Consider the following 19987-nt stretch of genomic DNA (forward strand, 5'->3'; position numbering starts at 1 on the left):
GTGCGATTGCTCCAGGCACCGCCGGACACGGACACGGAGAGCCAGCCTACCGGGGCAACCGTTTGCTCTAGCATCGCAGCATGTCTGGATCAGCCGGCCGCCCCGGCGCCTCGAAGCCGCGCAGGCGGCGCAGGCGTCAGCGTGGCAGGCGCCTGACCACGGTCGACGAGACGTCGGCCGGCGGCCTCGTGGTGGACGCCGAGCGCGAACAGGCGGTGCTGATCGGCCGGCTCGACCGGCACGGCAGACTGCTGTGGTCGCTGCCCAAGGGCCACATCGAGGACGGTGAGACGGTGGAACAGACGGCCGTGCGCGAGGTGCGGGAGGAAACCGGCATCTCCGCGCAGGTGCTGCGGCCGCTGGGCACCATCGACTACTGGTTCGTGGCCGAGAAGCGGCGCATCCACAAGACCGTGCACCACTTCCTGCTCGAAGCGCTCGGCGGTGAGCTGTCCGACGAAGACGTCGAGGTCACCGAGGTGGCCTGGGTCCCGCTGGCCGAGCTGGAGTCCAAACTCGCCTACTCCGACGAGCGCAAGCTCGTCCGGAAGGCCAGTCAGATGCTCAAGGAACTTTTTGCGCGCCCGGACGTCCACGGACGAGACGAGCACGCCCCTGAGGGAGCCCCCGAGTGAAGCGGTTCGCCGCAGCCTTCCTTTCCGTCCTCTTCCTGGCCGTCCCCGCCCTCTCCGGAGCCACGGTGGCCCAGGCAGCGGAGGGCGCCCGCCTGCGCGTCGACCTGGCCGAGTTCGGCCCGCGCGTGATCACGACCTCGACGACGACGCTGACCGTCGCCGGCACGGTGACCAACACCGGCGACCGCAAGGTCACCCGGCCGCAGGTGCGGCTGCAGGTCGGTGACCGGGCGACGAGCGAACGCGGGATCGGCGACGTGCTGTCCGGCGCGGTCATCAAGGACAGCCCGCTGACCGACTTCACGTCGGTCGCCGACGTGCTGGAGCCGGGGCAGAGCGCCCCGCTGAACATCACCGTGAGCCTGACCGGCCCGCGCGCGGAGCGGTTCAGCCGCCCGGGCGTCTACCCGCTGCTGGTCAACGTCAACGGCACGCCGGAGTTCGGCGGGCCCGCGCGGCTCGGCGCGGTCAGCATGCTGATGCCGGTGCTGGCGGGCCCGGGCAAGCAGGCGACCACCAGCCGGTCCGGTGCGCCCAGCATGACCCTGCTCTGGCCGCTGACCGGCAACGTCCCGCACGTCTACGCGGCGCCCTACGGCAGCCCGCTGGTGCTGGCCGACGACCGGATGGCCGCGGAGATCAGCTCCGACGGACGGCTGAACGCGCTGGTCACCGCGGCCGCGTCGGCCGCGCAGAGCGACTCGGACCTCGCGAAGTCGATGTGCTTCGCGCTCGACCCGGACTTGCTCGCCACCGTCGACGCGATGAGCCGCGGCTACCTCGTCCACACGGACTCGGGCAACGTCGACGGCAAGGGCGTCGAGGCCGCGAAGACGTGGTTGTCGGCCGTCCGCTCGCTGGTCGCCAGCCGCTGCGTGGTGGCGCTGCCGTTCGCCGACGCCGACCTCGACGCGCTCACCCGCATCCGGCCGGGCGACCACGGCCTGGTCAACCGGGCGGCCACCGGCGCCGCGACCATCCAGCAGCTGACCGGCGTCACCCCGCAGACCGGCGTGCTCTGGCCGGACGGCACGCCCAGCGCACCGGTACTCGCGGCGCTCACCGAGGCCGGCGTGCGCACCGTGCTCACCGACGCGGGCAAGCTCGCGCCCGCGTCGGCCGGCGGCGGTGTCACCGTGCAGGGCAGCGCCGTCCGCCTGCAGCCGACCGACTCGCTGATCTCGGCCGCGATGACGGGCGTCCCGACCGTGCCGGACTCGGTCACGGTGCCCGCCACGACCGAGCGGGCCGTCGCGAGCCAGAACGGCCTCGGCGCGCTGGCCTTCCGCGCCGGGCTGGGCCTGCCCGCCGGGCAGCAGCGGCCGGACCACCTGCTGGTCGCGCCGCCGCGGCGCTGGGACGCCTCGGCCGAGGAGTTCACCACGTACCTGCGGCAGGTCGGCGACTTCCTGGACGCCGGCCTGGTCAACGCGACCGGCCTCTCGACGCTGCTGGCTGCCGACCCGGCGGCCACCGGCGCGGTCGGCGACGGCGGGGCCCCGGCCGCCGCCATCGACGCCGGGGTCGTCTCGACGCTGTCGGAGCTCGACGGCCAGGCCACCGGGCTGGCGTCCGCGATGCAGCTCGACACGGCCAAACGGGTGAAACCGGACGACGTCGTCGAGCCGGTCCGGCTGGCCGAGCTGCGCGGTGCCTCCACAGCGTGGCGGGGGCTGCCCGCGGCCGCGGCGACCACGAACGCCCAGGCCGAGCTCGCGTCGATCAGCGGGCGGGTGACCGTCTCGCAGCCGAAGCAGACGATCGCGCTGGCGTCGGGCAACTCGCCGCTGCCGGTATACGTCAGCAACGACCTGCCGGTCGGGATCAACGCCCGGTTCATCCTCAGCAACAACACCGGGCTGCGCCCGGAGGACGCCAAGGACTGGTTCTTCCCGGCCAGCGGGGGCAAGAACTACTTCCTCCCCGTCGAGGCACTGCGGGCCGGCCGGTTCAGCGTCGATGTGTCGTTGCGCACGCCGGCCGATACCCCGCTCGGGTCATCCGCGCGGTTCGAGCTGACGTCCACCGAGTACGGCGCGATCACCATCATCGCGACCGTCGCCGCAGGTGTGGCCCTGCTTCTGCTCGCCTCGAGGCGGATCTACCGGCGGGTGAAGGACGCCCGCTCTGGCCGCGACGTCGTGGACTGATCCGTCGGCCTTTGAGTGTTCCGGACCGTTCCCGATTACCCTTGGTCCGCACGTGCGCGGCACCGGGCCGCGGCACCGGGGACGAGCACCGAGGATTGGGCACGCGTTGGAGAGAGAGCCGGGCTTACCACCCGAGCGTGCGGGTCGTCCTCGGCGCGAAGGGTCCCCGCCCCCGCAACGGGGCGACGGGCCCCCGAAGGCATCACAGCCGTCGCAGCCGGTCCGCCGCCAGCCCCCGCCGCAGACACCGCCGCAGCAGCCGCCGGCGCCACCGGAGCGCGGCCGCCGCCAGCCGCCCCGCAACGGCCACACGCGCCAGATGCCGCCCCCCGAGGACGCCACGGTCCGCGACCAGCGCCCGATCCGCGAAGGCCGCCCGGCCCGCGACGGCCGCCCCCGCCGCGGCGACCGCCCGGCCCGGGAGGAGCAGGCTCCCAGGGGCGGCAGGGCGCCCCGCGACGAGCAACCGCGGCGCGGCGACCGCCGGGTGCGCGACGATCGTGCCCCCGGTGACGAGCAGCTCCCGCGCGGCGACCGCCCGGCGCGCGACGACCTGCCGCCCCACAGCGACCGCCCGGCACGGGACGACCGCCCACCCGGCGACGAGCGGGCCCGCCGAGGCGACCGCCCGGCCCGGGACGGCTCGCCCCGAGGCGACCGCCCGGCCCGCGACGAGCAGCTCCGGCGCGACCGTCCGGCCCGCGACGACCTCCCGCCCCACGGCGACCGGCCGCGCGACGACTGGCCCCCGGACGACCGAGCCCTCCGCGAGGAGCGGCCGCCGCGCCGGGTTCCGCCGCCGCCGCAGTCTCCGCCGCCGCAAGCGCCGCCGCGGGGTGGGCAGCCGCCGCGCAACGCCGGTGGTCCGGCGCCGACCCGGGTTCAGCCCGTGCCGCCGCCGCAGCAAAGCGGTCCGCAGCCGGTGCCGCCCGCAGGCAGCCCGCCACCCGGTCCGCCGCTGCCGCCGGGCCCGCCGCCGGGACCGGCCCCGCACCAGGGGCGGCTCCCGCAGCCCAGCCCGCCGGTGACCCCACCGCCCGGCATCCCGACCTCCGGCATCCCGACCTCCGGCATCCCGGCCTCCGGCGTCCCGGCTCCGGGCACGCCGGCACCGGGCGTCCCGGCCACCGGTACACCGCCACCCGGGATCCCGGCGGCGCCCGGGACGCCGCCGCCCGGCATCCCGGTGCCGCCCCGCGGCCGTGGGGCGCGGCGGCCGGCGCCGGTCCGGCCGTGGCAGGAAGAGGCCCAGCGGCCGCCCGACCCGGAGGCGACGCGGTTCATCCCGCGCACCGCCGGCGTCCCGATGAACTCGCGCTGGCCGGTCGCCGACCCCGACGTCATGCGGCCCTACGACGCGCTGGCCACCCAGGTCATGCCGGCGCTCAAGGGGCCGCTGGTCAAGCCGCGGCCGGACGGGGAAGCGCCGGAGGCGCCGGCCAAGGCGCCGTCGCTGGCGAAGGCGTCCGGGCGGATGGCCATCGCGTCGCTGATCAGCCGGATCACCGGCTTCCTGTGGAAGCTGCTGCTGGTCGGCGCGATCGGCCAGGGCATCGCGAACGACTCGTTCAACGTCGCCAACACAATGCCGAACATCATCTTCGAGCTGCTGATGGGTGGCGTCCTCGCCAGCGTGGTGGTGCCGCTGCTGGTGCGCGCGCAGGACGAGCCCGACGGCGGGACGGCCTACACCCAGCGGCTCATCACGGTGGCGTTCTCGCTGCTGCTGGTCGGCACGGTGGTCGCGGTGATCGCCGCCCCGGCGTTCACAAGTCTCTATGTCGACTCGTCGGGCGAGGCGAGCTCCGCGCTGACCACGGCGTTCGCCTACCTGCTGCTGCCGGAGATCTTCTTCTACGGCGTGTTCGCGCTGCTCTCGGCCGTGCTGAACGCCAAGCAGATCTTCGGGCCGACGGCGTGGGCACCGGTGATCAACAACCTGGTCGTCATCTTCACGATCCTGGTCGTCTGGATCATGCCGGGCGACATCGACACCGGCCACGCCTCGATCACCGACCCCAAGGTGCTGACGCTGGGCATCGGCGTCACCGGCGGCATCGTCGCCCAGGCCCTGCTGCTGATCCCGCCGCTGTTGCGGTCGGGCTTCCGGTTCAAGTGGCGCTGGGGCATCGACAAGCAGATGAAGGAGTTCGGCGGCCTCGCGCTCTGGATCCTGGGCTACGTCGCGGTGAGCCAGGTCGGCTACACGATCAACACCCGGGTGCTGACCAGCGGCTCGGCCGGTGGCGTGACGGCCTACAGCAACGCCTGGCTGCTCTTCCAGCTGCCGTACGGCGTCATCGGCGTCTCGCTGCTGACGGCGATCATGCCGCGGATGAGCCGCGCGGCCGCCGACGGCGACCACAAGAAGCTGATCGGCGACCTGTCGTACGCGTCCCGGATCTCGACGGTGATGCTCGTCCCGATCTCCGCGGTGATGACCGTGGTCGGCGGCTCGATCGGCATCGCGCTGTTCACCTTCGGCCGGGGCACGGTCGAGACGGCCGAACGGCTCGGCGACGCGCTCGCGATCTCGGCGTTCGCCCTGCTGCCGTACGCGCTGGTCATGCTGCAGATGCGCGTCTTCTACGCGATGAAGGACGCCCGCACGCCGACGCTGATCATGATCGTGATGACGCTGGTCAAGGTGCCGCTGCTGTACCTGTGCCCGGTGCTGCTGTCGCCGGACAACGTCGTGCTCGGCGTGATGATGGTCAACGCCCTGACGTTCGTCGTCGGGGCGATCCTCGGCCAGGTTTGGCTGTGGGTGACCCTGGGCAACTTGCGCAGCAAGCGGGTGATCGGCGTGATTCTCTTCACGGTCGTCGCGAGTGCCCTGGGTGTCGCCGCCGCGTGGGTCGCGGGCAAGCTCGTGCCGGACTCTTTCGGGCCTACTTTCGGCGCCTGGGTGAAGCTGTTGCTGCAGAGCATCGTGGGCATCGTCGTCTCGTTCGGCGTGCTGGTGGCGCTGAAGGTCGAAGAGCTGAAACCGGCCACTTCGAGGTTCACCCGGTTGATCAAGCGCGGGTAACGATTGGGGTACGGAAAGCGACGACTCCCGCGTCGTATTCTGGGTAACCTTGGTGCGGGGAGCTAGCGGGAGAGTGCGGGTGGACACGAGGCGGAGCGAACAGGCGGGGGGTGCGAACCACGTGGGCAAGGCCCAGGTCGGATCGCTCGCCCCCGGGCGTGTGGTCGGCGACGGCCGCTACCGCCTCCTCGCGCAGTTCGGCGTGGACGAGCGGGGCGACGCACACCTTTGGCGCGCCCGTGACGGGCAGCTGAAGCGGGACGTGGCGCTGACCCTGCTGGTCGGCGACCCGGCGGACCCGGAAGCCGCCCGGCTGGCCCGGCGGACGCTCGAACGCGCGACGCACGCGTCGAAGTTCGGCCACGGCGGAGTCGCCCGCGTGCTGGACGTGCTCGCCCTCGGCAGCGGCATCACGTCGAGCGAAGGCCTGCTCGGCGTCGTCGTCGCCGAATGGACCAAGGGCAGCGACCTGGTCGACCTCGTCGCGCAGCGGCCGGTGGCGCCCGCCGCGGCCGCGCGGATGGTGCAGGCACTGGCCGAAGCCGTCGAGCAGGCGCACCAGAACGGGCTCGTCCTCGGCCTCGACCACCCCCAGCGCCTGCGGCTGACCCCGAACGGCGCCCTCAAGCTCGCGTTCCCCGGCCCGCTGCCGGAGGCGACGCTGCGCGACGACGTCAAGGCGCTCGGCGCGGTCCTGTACCTGCTGTTGACCGGCCGCTGGGCGCTGCCCGGCGGCCCGCCCGCGATCCCCGCGGCGCCGATGACGCCGCAGAACCGGATCGTCCCGCCGCGCCAGCTGGTGCCGACGGTCCCGGCGGACCTGTCGTCGCTGGCCGTGCGCACGATCGAAGACGGTGGCAACGGCGGCATCCGCACCAGCGCTGCCATCCTCCGCGTCCTCGACCAGGTCGCCGAGGAAGAAGAGCGCACCCAGCTGATCAAGGCCGTCGGCGGGGACGTCGCCGAGCCCGACGGCACGATCTGGACGACGAAGAAGCCGGTCAAGGACGTCGCCCGGCGGCGCAAGCTCGCCCTCGGCGTCACCGTGCTGGTCGTCGCCACCGTCGTCATCCTCGCCTGGGGCGGCCTGATGTTGATCAACGTCTTCCAGGGCGATTCGAAGGCGAGCGGGCCGTCGATCAACGTGGCCGCGCCGCCGGCGTCGAGTCAGCAGGGCGCGCCGCCGCCGGCATCGTCGTCCGCGCCGGCCCCGCCGCCGTCGCCGACCGTGGGCGCCGCGGTGCCCCCGCAGTCGGTGGCCGTCTACAACCCGGAGGGCCGCGGCGACAACACCAGCCGGGCGAAGTACGCGATCGACGGCAAAGCCGAGACCGAGTGGCGCACCGAGAAGTACAAGCAGCAGTTCCCCACCATCAAGCCGGGTGTCGGCCTGGTCGTCTCCTTCGCCGACCCGATCAACCTCAGCCAGGTGAAGGTCACCGGGGGCACCCCGGGCACGAAGGTCGAGATCCGCTCGGCGACCGAGAAGAACCCGGACCTGGCCGACACGAAGGTGGTCGGCAACGGCGACCTGAAGGACGGCGAGACGGTGATCCCGCTGGCCCAGCCGACGCAGGGCGAGTACTTCATCGTGTGGATCACCCAGCTGGGCGACGCGGACGGGCAGTTCATGACCGAAATAGGCGACCTGTCCTTCCTGCCTGCGGGGTGACGCACCCGACAGGGTCAGTAGGCTCTGCCGGGTGACAGCTGCAGCTCCCACGGATGCGGATCTGATAGCGGCTCACGCCGCGGGGGACCCCCATGCGTTCAGCGAACTCGTCCAGCGACATCGCGACCGCATGTGGGCGGTGGCCCTGCGCACGGTCCGCGACCCGGAAGAGGCCGCCGACGCGTTGCAGGACGCCTTCATCTCGGCGTTCCGCGCGGCGGGGAACTTCCGAGCGGAGTCGCAGGTCACGACCTGGCTGCACCGGATCGTGGTGAACGCCTGCCTCGACCGGATCCGCCGCCGCCAGGCGCGCCCGACCGTGCCGCTGCCGGAAACCGGCTTCAACGAGCCCGCCACGCCCCGCGACTCGATGGCCGAGCGGGAGACCAGCCTGCTCGTGCGCGAGGCCCTCGACCAGCTGCCCGAAGACCAGCGTGCCCCGATCGTGTTGGTCGACGTCGAGGGATACTCCGTCGCCGAGACGGCCAAGATGCTCGGCATCGCCGAAGGCACGGTGAAGAGCCGGTGCGCGCGGGGCCGCGGGAAACTCGCGAAGGTTCTCGGGCACCTGCGGAACCCCGATGCGATTGCGAACGTCCCAACTCACGAAAGCAAACGGGCCGGGCGTCAGCCGGGTAACGGGGAGGGACGATGACGGACGAAAGCCGGGGGATCGGGGGGACCATCGGTCCGCCCTGGTCTGTCGACGTGCTCGCCGACCTCCACGCCGGTGTCCTCGACGACACCGACGCGGCCGAGCTGTGGCCGCTGGTCAACGCCGACCCGGAGGCCCGGGCGATCCTGGACGCGCTGGACGCCACGCGGGCCGATCTGGCCTCGCTTGCCGACGCACCCGCCCCGCGGATGCCCGCGGAGTTCGCCGCCCGGCTGGACGCGGCGCTGGCCGCCGAAGCAGCGGCCGCCTTTCCCCGCGCCCAGGGCGCTGCGCAGGCACCGCAGCAGGCCGGGCCCGGGGACGCCCCGGTGGTGGACCTCGCGGCGGCCCGGCGCCGCCGGAACAAGCGGCTCGGCTGGGCCGCCGGCGTCCTGACCGCGGCGGCCGCCGCGGTTGTCGCCGTCACCGTCGCCATCCCGAACACGGCCCAGCAGCCCGGCACCCCGAACGTGGCGGCCCCGACCGGCCCGTCGGTCGGTAACGACGGCGCCGGCGCGCAGGCCCTGGTCGGCAAGGCGATCGGCGTCCGCGACTTCGGCCCGCTGCAGAACGAGGACCGCCTCGACGCCTGCATCGCGGCCGCGGGGCTGGACCCGAAGGTGCGCCCGGAGGGCATCCGTCCGGTCAACGTCGGCGGCAAGGCCGGCGTGATGATCATCCTGACCACCGGCAAGCTCGCGCAGTTCCGGCTCGTGGCCTTCGGCGCGGACTGCGGACCAGGTAATCCGGCTGTGCTGTTCGACAAGGTCGTCGGGGAGAAGTAGCGGCTGTCACCGCTGGGAACATGGCCACCTACGATCGTGTTGAGCCTGGTACACGGGTCACTACGAGCGGAGGTCACGGGTGGCTGCCGAGGAAATCAGGAACCTGATCATCGTCGGGTCGGGTCCTGCCGGATACACCGCTGCCGTTTATGCGGCACGGGCCCAGCTGGAACCGCTGGTGTTCGAGGGCACGCAGTTCGGCGGCGCGCTGATGACGACGACCGAGGTCGAGAACTTCCCCGGGTTCCGCGACGGCATCATGGGTCCGGACCTGATGGAGGAGATGCGCAAGCAGGCCGAGCGCTTCGGCGCCGAGCTGCGTGCGGAGGACGTCGAGTCGCTGGAGCTGACCGGGGACGTCAAGTACGTCCACGCGAACGGCAAGCGCTACGCCGCCCGCGCGGTCATCCTCGCCATGGGCGCGGCGGCGCGGTACCTGAACGTGCCGGGCGAGCAGGAACTGCTCGGCCGCGGTGTGTCGGCCTGTGCGACCTGTGACGGCTTCTTCTTCCGCGACCACGACATCGTGGTCGCCGGCGGTGGCGACTCGGCGATGGAGGAGGCGACCTTCCTGACGAAGTTCGCGAAGTCCGTCACGATCGTCCACCGGCGCGAAGAGTTCCGTGCGTCCAAGATCATGATCGAGCGCGCCCGCGCGAACGAGAAGATCAAGTGGAAGCTGAACTCGCAGATCACCGGCGTCCTGGGCGACGGCAAGGTCGAAGCCCTGCAGCTGAAGGACACCAAGGACGGCTCCGAGTCGACGCTCGACGTGTCGGGCTTCTTCGTCGCGATCGGCCACGACCCCCGCAGCCAGCTCGTGCGCGGGCAGGTCGACCTGGACGAGGACGGTTACGTGCTCACCCAGGGGCGCACTTCGTTCACGAACCTCGACGGCGTCTTCGCGGCCGGCGACCTGGTGGACCGCACCTACCGGCAGGCGATCACCGCCGCGGGCTCCGGGTGCAGCGCCGCGATCGACGCGGAACGCTGGCTGGCGGAGCACGGCGAGTCGGACGCCCACGAGGCGGCCGAGCTGGTCGGCGGCGGCTACGGCCCCGGCACGAACTGACTTTCCGGCGTTCAACCACTCGAAGGAGAAACCATGTCCAACACCGTGAAGGTGACCGACGCGACGTTCGTCGACGAGGTCCTGACCAGCGAGAAGCCGGTCCTCGTGGACTTCTGGGCCACCTGGTGCGGCCCGTGCAAGATGGTCGCCCCGGTGCTCGAGGAGATCGCGGCCGAGAACGGCGAGAAGCTGACCATCGCCAAGATCGACATCGACGAGAACCCGAACACGCCGCGTGACTACCAGGTGATGTCCATCCCGACACTGATCCTGTTCCAGGGCGGCAAGCCGGTGAAGCAGATCGTGGGCGCGAAGCCGAAGGCCGCGCTGCTGTCGGACCTCGCCGACGTCCTCTGAACCGAACAAGCCCGGCGGACCCGGGGCCTGCAGGAACCCTCCTGTGGACCCCGGGTCCGTCGTCGTTCGGGGGAATCTGGCCCGTGTGGGTGAATCGAGCGTGACGGCGGTCAACGCGGGTACTCCACGAACGGGTCCTTGACGGTCCTACCGGGCCTGCGCTGTCACCCAGAGTTGGCAAGGCACAATAGAGCACCTGGGCTCGTCCCAGCGAAGGTTTTCCCGAAGTCCTGCCACGCACCGAGCCCCCGAATCGGTGCCTGAGGAAGAGCGAGGAGTGCATGCGGGTACTCCGCCGCGGTGACGCCGGTCCGGACGTCGCCGAGATCAGGTCCATCCTGGCCGGGATGGACCTGCTCCCGCCGGTCACCGGTACCGACGACTACGACACGTTCGACGGCGCCGTCGAAGGCGCCGTCCGTGCCTTCCAGCAGCGTCGTGGGCTGATGACCGACGGCATCGTGGGTACGGCGACGTTCCAGGCGCTCAAGGGCGCCAGCTACCACCTGGGCAGCCGCCCGCTGTCGTACATGATCGCGTCGCCGGTGCACGGCGACGACGTCTTCACGCTGCAGGAGCGGCTCACCGAGCTCGGCTTCGACGCCGGCCGCCCCGACGGCTACTTCGGTCCCCAGACCGAGCGCGCGCTCAAGACGTTCCAGCGCGACATGCGCCTGACGCCGGACGGCATGTGCGGTCCCGCGACCATCCGCGAGCTGCACCGCCTGTCCTCGCCGCGGGCCCGGGGCGGGCGTCCCGTGTTCCTGCGCGAGCAGGAGCAGGTGCGCCAGGCCGGGCCGCGGCTGCGCGGCAAGCGCATCGTGATCGACCCCGGCCACGGCGGCGACGACCTCGGCGTGGTCTCCGGCGGGCTGCGCGAAGCCGACATCGCGTGGGACCTGGCGCGCCGCCTGGAGGGCCGGATGAAGGCCACGGGCATGGAGGCGCTGATCTCCCGCGGCCCGAACCACAGCCCGACCGAGCTGGAGCGCGCCCGCTTCGCGAACGACTCGGGTGCCGACCTGTTCCTGTCCCTGCACAGCGACGGCAACCGGTCGCCGCGCGCCCAGGGCATCGCGAGCTTCCACTTCGGCACCGGCAACGGTACGACGTCGACGGTCGGCGAGTTGCTGGCCGGCTTCATCCAGCGCGAGGTCGCGGCCCGCACGGGCATGCTGGACTGCCGCACGCACTACAAGACTTGGGAGATCTTCACCCGCACCCGCTGCCCGGCGGTCCGGGTCGAGATCGGCTACCTGACGAACCCGGACGACGCCCGCAAGCTCGGTGACCCGGCGTTCCGCGACATCGTCGCGGAGGGCATCCTCATCGCCGTGAAGCGCCTGTACCTCCTCGGCGAGGGCGACCAGCCGACGGGAACGTTCACGTTCGCCGACGTCCTGGCGCACGAGCTCGCCAAGGCCGAATAGGGCCGACCACAACCCCTAGCGGCTCTCCTTCACCTGCCCCACCACCCCTGGGGACGCGACGCACGCGTCCCCAGGTTTCGGGGCAGTCATCCACAGCTTTTCCACCGCTCCTAGCAGCGCTCTGTGGATAACTCGGCACTTCTTCCACAGTTGTGCACACCGTGTTCCGGGCACGCCGAAGCACAGGCGCAAACGTTTGCGGATCAGGAATCAGGCGCGGCCGAGGCTCGGCTCGGCGGTGGTGATCGTCACCTGGCCGAGCAGCTTTTCCAGCGCCGCCTCGACGTCTTCCTTCCAGGTGATCGCCGAACGGAGCTCGAGCCGCAGGCGCGGCCACTTCTGGTGCGGGCGAACCGTCTTAAAGCCGACGCTCTGCAGGAAGGCCGCCGGCAGGACGCAGCTGTGGCCGCCGTCCGGGTCGGCTTCGTCGGGACGAGCGTCGCCGAACGCCTCGATCGCGCGGACCCCGCGCTTGGTCAGGTCCTTGGCGACCGCCTGGACCAGCATCCGGCCGAGACCGCCGCCGCGGAACTCCGGCAGCACCTGGAACGCCGTCAGCAGGACGGCGTCCGCGCTCGGCGGCGACGTCGGGAAGGCCAGTGCGCGCGGGACGGCGTTCGGCGGTGCGTACAGCACGAACCCGACCGGCAGCGTGTCGCTGTAGACGATGCGGCCGCAGGACCCCCACTCGAGCAGCACGCTCGAGACCCAGGCTTCCTTCTCGACCTCGGTGGCGCCGAACTCCTCGGCCTGGTGCTTGAGGTGGGGGGCGAGTTCCCAGTAGACGCACCGGCGGCAGCTCTTCGGCAGGTGCTCGAGGTTGTCCAGTGTGACGCCCACGACGCGACGCGACACCTGCGACCTCCCCTGCCCAGCGCTCCGACCGGCTGCCCGGTCGTCGAACCGCGCGAAAACCACGGCACGAACACGGGAGCCACGGTCGAGGATAGGCCGATGTGACGAGCACCGGAAGGCCAGGGGGTCCTGATGGGTGCCCGGTTACACTCGATGGATCTACCAGCTCCCGCGGGAGTGACCGTGTCCGCCTAGCCCCGGGTGAACGTCGATGACCGAGAACCGCCCCAGCAAGCCGCACAGTGGCCGACCAAACCCCAGTGGCCGACAAAGCCCCAGCGGCCGCCAGAACCTCGACCCGCACCTGGAGCGGTACGCCGCCCGCACCGCGGGGATGACCGCCTCCGAGATCCGGGCGCTGTTCGCGGTGGCCAGCCGGCCCGAGGTGGTTTCGCTGGCCGGCGGCATGCCGAACCTGGCCGCGCTCCCGCTCGACACGCTGTCGGCGCAGGTGGCGGAGATCATCGCCGAAGACGGTCTGGTCGCGCTGCAGTACGGCTCGGCGCACGGCGTCCCGGTGCTGCGTGAGCAGATCTGCGAAATCATGGCCCTGGAGGGCATCAAGGCGCACCCGGACGACGTCGTGGTGACCGTCGGCTCCCAGATGGGCCTGGACATGGTCACCCGGCTGTTCTGCGACCCCGGTGACGTCGTGATCGCCGAAGGTCCTTCGTACGTCGGCGCGCTGGGGTCGTTCGCCGCGTACCAGGCGCAGGTCGTGCACGTGGCGATGGACGAAAACGGCCTGGTGCCGTCGCTGCTCCGCGAAGCGCTCGACCGGACCGAGAAGGCCGGCCGCCGGGTCAAGTTCCTGTACACGATCCCGAACTTCCACAACCCCGCCGGCGTCACGCTGGCCGTCGAGCGCCGCGCGGAGATCCTGGAGATCTGCCGCGACCACGGCGTCCTGGTTGTCGAAGACAACCCGTACGGGTTGCTCGGCTTCGACGGCCAGACGTACCCGGCGCTGCGGTCGACCGATCCCGACAACGTCGTGTACCTCGGCTCGTTCTCCAAGACGTTCGCCTCCGGCCTGCGCGTCGGCTGGGTGCTCGCGCCGCACGCGGTGCGCGAGAAGCTCGTGCTCGCCGCGGAGTCGGCGACGCTGTGCCCGCCGACGTTCAACCAGATGATCGTCTCGCGCTACCTGGCCACGCACGACTGGAAGGGCCAGATCAAGAAGTTCCGCGAGAACTACCGCGAGCGGCGCGACGCGATCCTGTCCGCGCTCGACCAGTACCTGCCCCCGGGCTGCTCGTGGACCAAGCCGGACGGCGGCTTCTACGTCTGGGTGACGGTGCCGGAAGGCGTCGACACGAAGGCGATGCTGCCGCGCGCGGTGACCGCCCGGGTGGCGTACGCGTCCGGCACCGGTTTCTACGCCGACGGCTTCGGCAGCCGCCAGATGCGGCTGTCCTACTGCTACCCGACGCCGGAGCGGATCCGCGAGGGCGTGCGGCGGCTGGCCGCCGTGCTGGAGTCCGAAATGGACCTCGCTCGCACCTTCGGTAACGTGAGCGCGCGCCAGATCCAGGGACCGCCGAACCCGTCCCCGGACACGGTTTGATTCTTTTGCAGCTAAGGAGTTCCTACGGTGGTTGACCGTACCGTTGCCGTGCTCGCCGGCGGGCTCTCGCACGAACGAGACGTCTCGCTGAGGTCCGGGCGACGGCTCTCCGCGGCGTTGAAGTCCGAGAGTTTCGGCATCGAAGAGTGGGACACCGACGCGGGACTGCTGGAGCGGCTGCGCACGCAGCGCCCGGACGCGGTGGTCGTGGCGCTGCACGGCGGCGAGGGTGAGAACGGCTCGGTGCAGACGGTGCTGGAGATGCTGGAGGTGCCGTTCGTCGGCACCGGCTCCCAGGGCTGCCGCCGCGCGTGGGACAAGCCGACCGCGAAGGCGCTGCTGCAGAACGCCGGGTTCGTGACGCCGGGGTGGGTGGTGCTGCCGCACAGCACGTTCCGCGAGCTGGGCGCCCAGGCGGTGCTCGACGCGATGGTCGAGCGCCTCGGCCTGCCGCTGATCCTCAAGCCCGATCAGGGTGGCTCCGCGCTCGGCACGCAGGTGGTGCGCGAGGCGGCCGAACTGCCGGCGGCGATGGTCGGTTGCTTCGCCTACGGCGACACGGTCCTCGCGGAGCGGTTCGTGGACGGCGTCGAGGTGGCCGTGACGGTCATCGAGGGCGAGGACGGGCCCGAGGCCCTCCCCGCGGTCGAGATCGTCCCGGAGAACGGCGTGTACGACTACACGGCCCGCTACACGGCCGGCCTGACCGACTTCTTCACCCCGGCCCGGCTCGACGACGCCGCGGCCAAGGCGGTGGCCGAACTCGCGGTCGCCGCGCACCGCGTCCTCGGGCTGCGAGACATCTCCCGCACCGACGCGATCGTCGCCCCGGATGGCACGGTTCACTTCCTCGAAGTGAACCCGTCGCCGGGTCTCACCGAGACGTCCACGGTCCCGATGGCCATCGACGCGGCGGGCAAGTCGCTCGGCACGGTGTTCGCCGAACTGATCGCGCGGGCCGTCTCCCGCTGACCCCCCGCACGCGAAAGGCCACTACCGAGGTTCGGTGGTGGCCTTTTTCGTGTCGCGAGTGGTGATCACCAGCTGTGTCCGTCACGGCTCCGATGAGCAATCATCACCGTGACGAAACACCCCGGGGTGATCCCTAATCGGATTTCGGTGTCCGATTTGCCTCATTCGCGTCGATGATCGAGACGATCCGCTCGAGGTCGTCGACCGAACCGAATTCGAGCACGATCCGGCCTTTGCGCCGGCCGAGGTCGACCTTCACGCGGGTGTCGAAGCGGTCCGAAAGCCGGTTCGCGAGTTCCTGCAACCCCGGCGCCTGGATCGGCTTGCGGGGTGCGGCCTTCGGCTTGGCCGGCTTCTCGCTCTTCTTGAGCGTGACGGCTTCCTCGGTCGCCCGGACCGACATGCCCTCCGCGACGATCCGCGCGGCGAGCTCCTCCTGGCTTTCGGCGTCCTCCAGCGACAGCAACGCGCGCGCGTGCCCGGCCGAGAGGACACCCGCGGCCACCCGGCGCTGCACCGGGAGGGGGAGCTTGAGGAGGCGGATCGTGTTGGTGATGACCGGGCGGCTGCGGCCGATCCGGCTCGCCAGTTCCTCGTGGGTGACCGCGAACTCGTCGAGCAGCTGCTGGTACGCCGCCGCCTCTTCGAGCGGGTTCAGCTGGACGCGGTGGATGTTCTCCAGGAGCGCGTCGCGCAGCATCGACTCGTCGGCGGTCTGCCGGACGATCGCCGGGATCGCTTCGAGCTCCGCCTGCTGCGAAGCGCGTAGCCGCCGCTCGCCCATGACGAGCTCGTACTCGTCGTTCCCGAGTTCGCGGACGACGATGGGCTGCATGAGCCCGAACTCGCGGATCGAGTGCTCGAGTTCGGCGAGCGCGTCTTCGTCGAAGACCTGCCGCGGCTGCTTCGGGTTCGGCTTGATCGAACCGACGGGGATCTCGCGGTAGACGGCGCCGGCGACCTCCCCGCTGTGCTGCTTCGCCTGGCCGTTCGCCGCGAACCAGCCCTTGTCCTCGGCCGCCTTCTTTTCGGCCGCCGCCGCGTCGCCGGGCGCGGGCAGGGGACCCCCACCGGTGGGTCCGGTCGGGATCAGGGCGGCGAGGCCGCGCCCCAGCCCTCCTCGACGCTCGGTCATGTCGAACTACCCTTCTCCATCAGTGCGCCGCGCTCGGCGATCTCCTTGGCCGCGTCGACGTAGCTCAGCGCCCCGCGCGAACCAGGATCGTAGGCGAGCACGGTTTGGCCGTACCCGGGCGCCTCGGACACCTTCACGCTGCGGGGGATGACGGTCTTCAGCACGGTGTCGCCGAAGTGGTTCCGCACCTCGTTCGTCACCTGGTCGGCCAGCTTGGTCCGGCCGTCGTACATGGTGAGGAGGATCGTCGAGACGCGGAGTTCGCGGTTGAGGTGCTGCTGCACGAGCTCGATGTTGCTCAGCAGCTGCCCGAGCCCTTCGAGCGCGTAGTACTCGCACTGGATCGGGATGAGCACCTCCTGCGCGGCGACCATCGCGTTGACCGTCAGCAGACCCAGCGACGGCGGGCAGTCGATGAGGACGTAGTCGACGCCGATCTCGTCGAGGATCTCCGAGGAGATGGCCTCCTTGAGCCGGGACTCGCGGGACGCCATCGAGACGAGCTCGATCTCGGCGCCGGCGAGGTCGATCGTCGCGGGGACGCAGAAGAGGTTGGGGGACTGCTCGGTCGGCTGGGCCGCCTCCGCGAGCGTCACCTCGCCGATGAGCACCTCGTAGATGGAGGGCGTCCCGGACCGGTGGTCGACGTCGAGCGCGGTGCTCGCGTTGCCCTGCGGGTCGAGGTCGACGACGAGCGTCTTGAGCCCGTGGACGGCGAGCGCGGCAGCCAGGTTGACCGTGCTGGTGGTCTTGCCGACGCCGCCCTTCTGGTTGGCAACGGTCAGCACGCGCCGACGCCCGGGGCGGGGGAGCGTCCGCTCCGGGTGCAGCAGACGCGCGGCGCGGGCGGCTTCTTCGGCGATCGGCGTCCAGCCCACGTCGTGGCTGGTCTCCGTGGAGTCGGACGGCGGGGGATTCACCGGTCTCGACACCTCCTCCATCTAGACGTCTGGTCGGTGGTCGAGTCGCGTCGTTTCACGTGGAACATCGCGGCCCGTTAACGCTTCCTGCTCCGCGCCTTCGGCTTGCTTCCCGCTGGGAGGCGACGGATCTTCACGACCGTGCTGGGCACCTCGAGCACCGCCGCACCACACTCGACGATCAGGGGATCGGCTCCGCCGGCCTTGCGGATGGCGGCGCCGTCCCGCTCGATTTCGTCCGCCGCGCTGGCGCCCTTGAGGGCGACCAGGAAGCCATCGGGTCGGACCAGCGGCAGGCACCAGTCCGCGAGACGAGCGAGCGGGGCGACCGCGCGAGCGGTGACGATGTCGGCGCCACCGAGCTGCTCACGCACAGGCCGCTCCTCCGCGCGTCCACGGACGATGGTGATCGGGAGTTCCAGCTTCTCGGCCACCTCGGCCAGCCAGTCCACCCGGCGGGCCATCGGTTCGAGCAAGACGATATCGAGGTCCGGTCGCGCGATCGCCAGCGGTACACCCGGAAGCCCGGCTCCCGACCCGACGTCGACCACTCGGGCACCTTCGGGCATCTGCTCGCCGATCACCGCCGAGTTCAAGACGTGCCGTTCCCACAGCCGCTCGACTTCCCGGGGACCGATCAGCCCCCGCTCAACGCCGTGGCGCTCCAGGAGTTCGACGTACCCGGCCGCTTGGTCGAGGTGCTCACCGAACACTCGCTCCGCCGCGGCCCGCACCGCCCCCGCGGCTTGCTCCAAGCTCACTCCGTCTACTCCTCGTCCGCCGGTTTCACGTGAAACCGCGCTCGTCCGATTGTCCCCGATGAACCCGAGAAGACGAGCCGACAGTCCGAAGATGTGGACAACTCCACTCAGGCGGCGGCCGCCGTGGACCGTTCCACGTGAAACATCACGCGTGTAATTCGGTGACGCGAGCCAGCGCACGCGGGCCAGCAGACAAAGAAGCGGCCCCATCCGAACCAGTCGGATGGGGCCGCCTCGAGGACCGAAGGTCACTCCTCCGGGAAAATCACCACGCGCCGCTTGGGGTCCTCGCCCTCGCTCTCGCTCGTGACGCCCGAGACCGTCGCCACCGCGTCGTGGACGACCTTGCGCTCGAACGGGCTCATCGGCTGCAGCCGCACGCGCTCGCCGCTCTTCAGGACCGACTCCGCCGTCGACCGGCCGAGCTCCTTGAGTTCCTCGCGGCGGTCCGCGCGCCAGCCCGCGATGTCCAGCATCAGGCGGCTGCGGGAGCCCGTCTCCTGCTGGACCGCCAGGCGGGTCAGCTCCTGCAGCGCCTCGAGCACCGTGCCGCGCGGGCCGACGAGCTTCTCGAGGTCCTCGCCGCCGTCGATGCTGACGATCGCGCGGCCGGCTTCCACGTCGAGGTCGATGTCACCGTCGTAGTCGAGCAGGTCCAGCAGGCGCTCGAGGTAGTCGCCGGCGATGTCGCCCTCCTGGACGAGGATGTCGTCACCGCCCGACTTCTGCTCGCCCCCTGCGTCCGCCGAAGCGGCCTCCTCCGGGGTCACGTCGTCCTTCTCGGCGTCGATCGTGTCGATCGTCTCCGACATCATTCGTCTCCTCTCCGAACCGGTCGCGCCTCAGCGGCGCTTCCGGCCCGACTTCCTGGTCGAGTCTTTGAGAAGGCCCGGCACGCCCGTGCCGTTGTCCTTCGAGCCGTTGGTGTCGGCGGCCGGAGCCGGGTCCGCCACGGTCGCGCCGTCCGCCTTGGCGGCGGCGGCAGCGGCGGCGGCCGCCTCCGCGGGCGTGGTCTGCGCGAAGCCATGAGCCGAACCGGCCTTGGTGACCTTCTTCTGGGAGCCGCCCTGCGCAGGCTGGTTCTTCTTCTGCTGGACCGGCTTCTGACCGACCTTCGGCGCGGTCGGCTTCTGGCCCGGCTTCGGCCCGAGCGTCGCGCGCTTCTCAGCGGCCTCCGCCTTGAGGGCCGCCTCTTCCTTGTCGATCTTCGTGTAGACGAGGCGCTGCTGCATCAGGGTCCAGCCGTTGTTCGCCAGCCAGTAGAAGAGGAGGCCGAGCGGGAACAGCGCACCGAAGACGAGGACACCGAGCGGGAAGATGTACATCGTCAGCTTGTTCATCATCGCGGTCTGCGGGGTGGCCGACGCGGCGTTCTGCCGGGCCACCGAGTGGCGCGCGGTGAGGTGCGTGGCGATCGACGCGACGATCATCAGCGGCAGCGCCACCGGGAGCACGCTCCAGTGCCAGCCGATGTTCGTCGCGCCTCCGCTGACGACACCGACACCGTTGTAGACGGCCTCACCGAGGTTGACGCCGAACAGCTTCGCGTTGACGTAGGACTCGACGTCGTGCTGCGTGAAGAAGTAGTTCTCGGTCTTCGGACCGCCACCGGGCGGCGGCATCGTGAACGCGCGGAGGACGTGGTTCAGGCCGATGAACACCGGGATCTGAAGCAGCATCGGCAGGCAGCTGCCGAGCGGGTTGACGCCGTGCTCCTTCTGGAGCTTCTGCATCTCCGCGGCTTGGCGCTGCCGGTCGCTCGCGTACTTCTTCTGGATCTTCTTCATCTCCGGCGCGAAGTCCTGCATCTTCTTCATCGACCGGACCTGGTTCACGAACGGCTTGAACATGATGCCGCGGACCGTGAACGTCAGGAAGATGATGCCGAGGATCCAGGAGATCGCCGCGGCTTCCCCGAAGACGAACCCGAAGACCTTGTGCCAACACCAGAGGATGAAGGACACGGGGTAGTAGATGAAATCGAGCACTG

The 19987-nt window shown here is 71.0% G+C and carries 18 protein-coding genes; 11 read left to right on the top strand and 7 right to left on the bottom strand.

Annotated features, from left to right (window positions below; translation table 11 throughout):
• Positions 1-80: 80 nt before the first annotated feature.
• Entirely contained in the window at positions 81-635 is a 555-nt protein-coding gene (locus tag Q5425_RS40515; RefSeq protein WP_308677719.1) for an NUDIX hydrolase, read from the top strand.
• Entirely contained in the window at positions 632-2785 is a 2154-nt protein-coding gene (locus tag Q5425_RS40520; RefSeq protein WP_308677720.1) for a DUF6049 family protein, read from the top strand. Before Q5425_RS40515 ends, Q5425_RS40520 begins: the two co-directional genes overlap by 4 nt.
• Before the next feature lie 202 nt (positions 2786-2987).
• On the opposite strand, the gene Q5425_RS40525 is transcribed toward Q5425_RS40520, so the two are convergent.
• Positions 2988-3779, bottom strand: coding sequence for a hypothetical protein (locus Q5425_RS40525; RefSeq protein WP_308677721.1), 792 nt, complete (start codon positions 3777-3779; stop codon positions 2988-2990).
• 312 nt (positions 3780-4091) lie between these two features.
• On the opposite strand from Q5425_RS40525, the gene murJ reads away from it, so the two are divergent.
• The 7 genes from murJ (at position 4092) to Q5425_RS40560 (ending at position 11787) form a co-directional block, all read left to right on the top strand.
• A complete protein-coding gene (murJ, locus tag Q5425_RS40530) occupies positions 4092-5816 on the top strand; it encodes a murein biosynthesis integral membrane protein MurJ (protein WP_308677908.1) in 1725 nt (574 codons plus the stop codon).
• 79 nt (positions 5817-5895) lie between these two features.
• Positions 5896-7488, top strand: a complete 1593-nt coding sequence (locus Q5425_RS40535) for a protein kinase family protein (protein ID WP_396135360.1) — start codon at positions 5896-5898, stop codon at positions 7486-7488.
• A 31-nt stretch (positions 7489-7519) separates the two neighbouring features.
• Entirely contained in the window at positions 7520-8143 is a 624-nt protein-coding gene (sigM, locus tag Q5425_RS40540) for an RNA polymerase sigma factor SigM (RefSeq protein WP_308677723.1), read from the top strand.
• Complete coding sequence (locus tag Q5425_RS40545) at positions 8140-8928, top strand: hypothetical protein (RefSeq protein ID WP_308677724.1); 789 nt, start codon at positions 8140-8142, stop codon at positions 8926-8928. Before sigM ends, Q5425_RS40545 begins: the two co-directional genes overlap by 4 nt.
• Before the next feature lie 79 nt (positions 8929-9007).
• Positions 9008-10000 (top strand): thioredoxin-disulfide reductase, encoded by a 993-nt coding sequence (gene trxB / locus Q5425_RS40550; protein WP_308677725.1) that lies wholly within the window; start codon positions 9008-9010, stop codon positions 9998-10000.
• Positions 10001-10033: 33 nt separating this feature from the next.
• Positions 10034-10357 carry a thioredoxin gene (gene trxA, locus Q5425_RS40555; protein WP_020642536.1) on the top strand — a complete coding sequence of 108 codons (324 nt, stop codon included), beginning with the start codon at positions 10034-10036 and terminating at the stop codon, positions 10355-10357.
• 281 nt (positions 10358-10638) lie between these two features.
• On the top strand, positions 10639-11787 hold the full coding sequence (locus Q5425_RS40560) for an N-acetylmuramoyl-L-alanine amidase (RefSeq protein WP_308677726.1): 1149 nt from the start codon (positions 10639-10641) through the stop codon (positions 11785-11787).
• A 210-nt stretch (positions 11788-11997) separates the two neighbouring features.
• On the opposite strand, the gene Q5425_RS40565 is transcribed toward Q5425_RS40560, so the two are convergent.
• Positions 11998-12642, bottom strand: a complete 645-nt coding sequence (locus Q5425_RS40565; protein ID WP_308677727.1) for a GNAT family N-acetyltransferase — start codon at positions 12640-12642, stop codon at positions 11998-12000.
• Between the two features lie 211 nt (positions 12643-12853).
• Here Q5425_RS40565 and Q5425_RS40570 point away from each other — a divergent pair, with 211 nt between their 5' ends.
• Both Q5425_RS40570 and Q5425_RS40575 read left to right on the top strand, forming a co-directional pair.
• Positions 12854-14209: a PLP-dependent aminotransferase family protein gene (locus tag Q5425_RS40570; RefSeq protein WP_308677728.1), complete on the top strand. Its 1356-nt coding sequence runs from the start codon at positions 12854-12856 to the stop codon at positions 14207-14209.
• A 27-nt stretch (positions 14210-14236) separates the two neighbouring features.
• Positions 14237-15181, top strand: coding sequence for a D-alanine--D-alanine ligase (locus Q5425_RS40575; RefSeq protein WP_308677729.1), 945 nt, complete (start codon positions 14237-14239; stop codon positions 15179-15181).
• Positions 15182-15314: 133 nt separating this feature from the next.
• On the opposite strand, the gene Q5425_RS40580 is transcribed toward Q5425_RS40575, so the two are convergent.
• From Q5425_RS40580 to yidC, 5 genes are all read right to left on the bottom strand, one after another.
• Positions 15315-16316 (bottom strand): ParB/RepB/Spo0J family partition protein, encoded by a 1002-nt coding sequence (locus Q5425_RS40580; protein ID WP_308677730.1) that lies wholly within the window; start codon positions 16314-16316, stop codon positions 15315-15317.
• Positions 16313-17236, bottom strand: a complete 924-nt coding sequence (locus Q5425_RS40585) for a ParA family protein (RefSeq protein ID WP_396135361.1) — start codon at positions 17234-17236, stop codon at positions 16313-16315. The genes Q5425_RS40580 and Q5425_RS40585 overlap by 4 nt, the downstream gene beginning before the upstream one ends.
• Before the next feature lie 77 nt (positions 17237-17313).
• Positions 17314-17997, bottom strand: coding sequence for a 16S rRNA (guanine(527)-N(7))-methyltransferase RsmG (rsmG, locus tag Q5425_RS40590; RefSeq protein WP_308677909.1), 684 nt, complete (start codon positions 17995-17997; stop codon positions 17314-17316).
• Positions 17998-18245: 248 nt separating this feature from the next.
• Positions 18246-18809, bottom strand: a complete 564-nt coding sequence (locus Q5425_RS40595) for a R3H domain-containing nucleic acid-binding protein (protein WP_308677732.1) — start codon at positions 18807-18809, stop codon at positions 18246-18248.
• Positions 18810-18839: 30 nt separating this feature from the next.
• The gene (gene yidC / locus Q5425_RS40600) at positions 18840-19985 is read right to left on the bottom strand and encodes a membrane protein insertase YidC (RefSeq protein ID WP_308677733.1); all 1146 of its coding nucleotides are present in this window, start codon (positions 19983-19985) and stop codon (positions 18840-18842) included.
• Positions 19986-19987: the final 2 nt, after the last annotated feature.

Origin of the sequence: Amycolatopsis sp. A133, from assembly GCF_031082405.1 — a bacterium.
GTDB lineage: Bacteria > Actinomycetota > Actinomycetes > Mycobacteriales > Pseudonocardiaceae > Amycolatopsis.

Bases quoted from the DNA above. Each gene is read 5' to 3' on its own strand.
- Q5425_RS40595 (WP_308677732.1), bottom strand. From the start codon at position 18,809: ATGTCGGAGACGATCGACACGATCGACGCCGAGAAGGACGACGTGACC.
- trxA (WP_020642536.1), top strand. From the start codon at position 10,034: ATGTCCAACACCGTGAAGGTGACCGACGCGACGTTCGTCGACGAGGTC.
- murJ (WP_308677908.1), top strand. From the start codon at position 4,092: ATGAACTCGCGCTGGCCGGTCGCCGACCCCGACGTCATGCGGCCCTAC.
- Q5425_RS40560 (WP_308677726.1), top strand. From the start codon at position 10,639: ATGCGGGTACTCCGCCGCGGTGACGCCGGTCCGGACGTCGCCGAGATC.
- Q5425_RS40580 (WP_308677730.1), bottom strand. From the start codon at position 16,316: ATGACCGAGCGTCGAGGAGGGCTGGGGCGCGGCCTCGCCGCCCTGATC.
- Q5425_RS40515 (WP_308677719.1), top strand. From the start codon at position 81: ATGTCTGGATCAGCCGGCCGCCCCGGCGCCTCGAAGCCGCGCAGGCGG.
- Q5425_RS40570 (WP_308677728.1), top strand. From the start codon at position 12,854: ATGACCGAGAACCGCCCCAGCAAGCCGCACAGTGGCCGACCAAACCCC.
- Q5425_RS40545 (WP_308677724.1), top strand. From the start codon at position 8,140: ATGACGGACGAAAGCCGGGGGATCGGGGGGACCATCGGTCCGCCCTGG.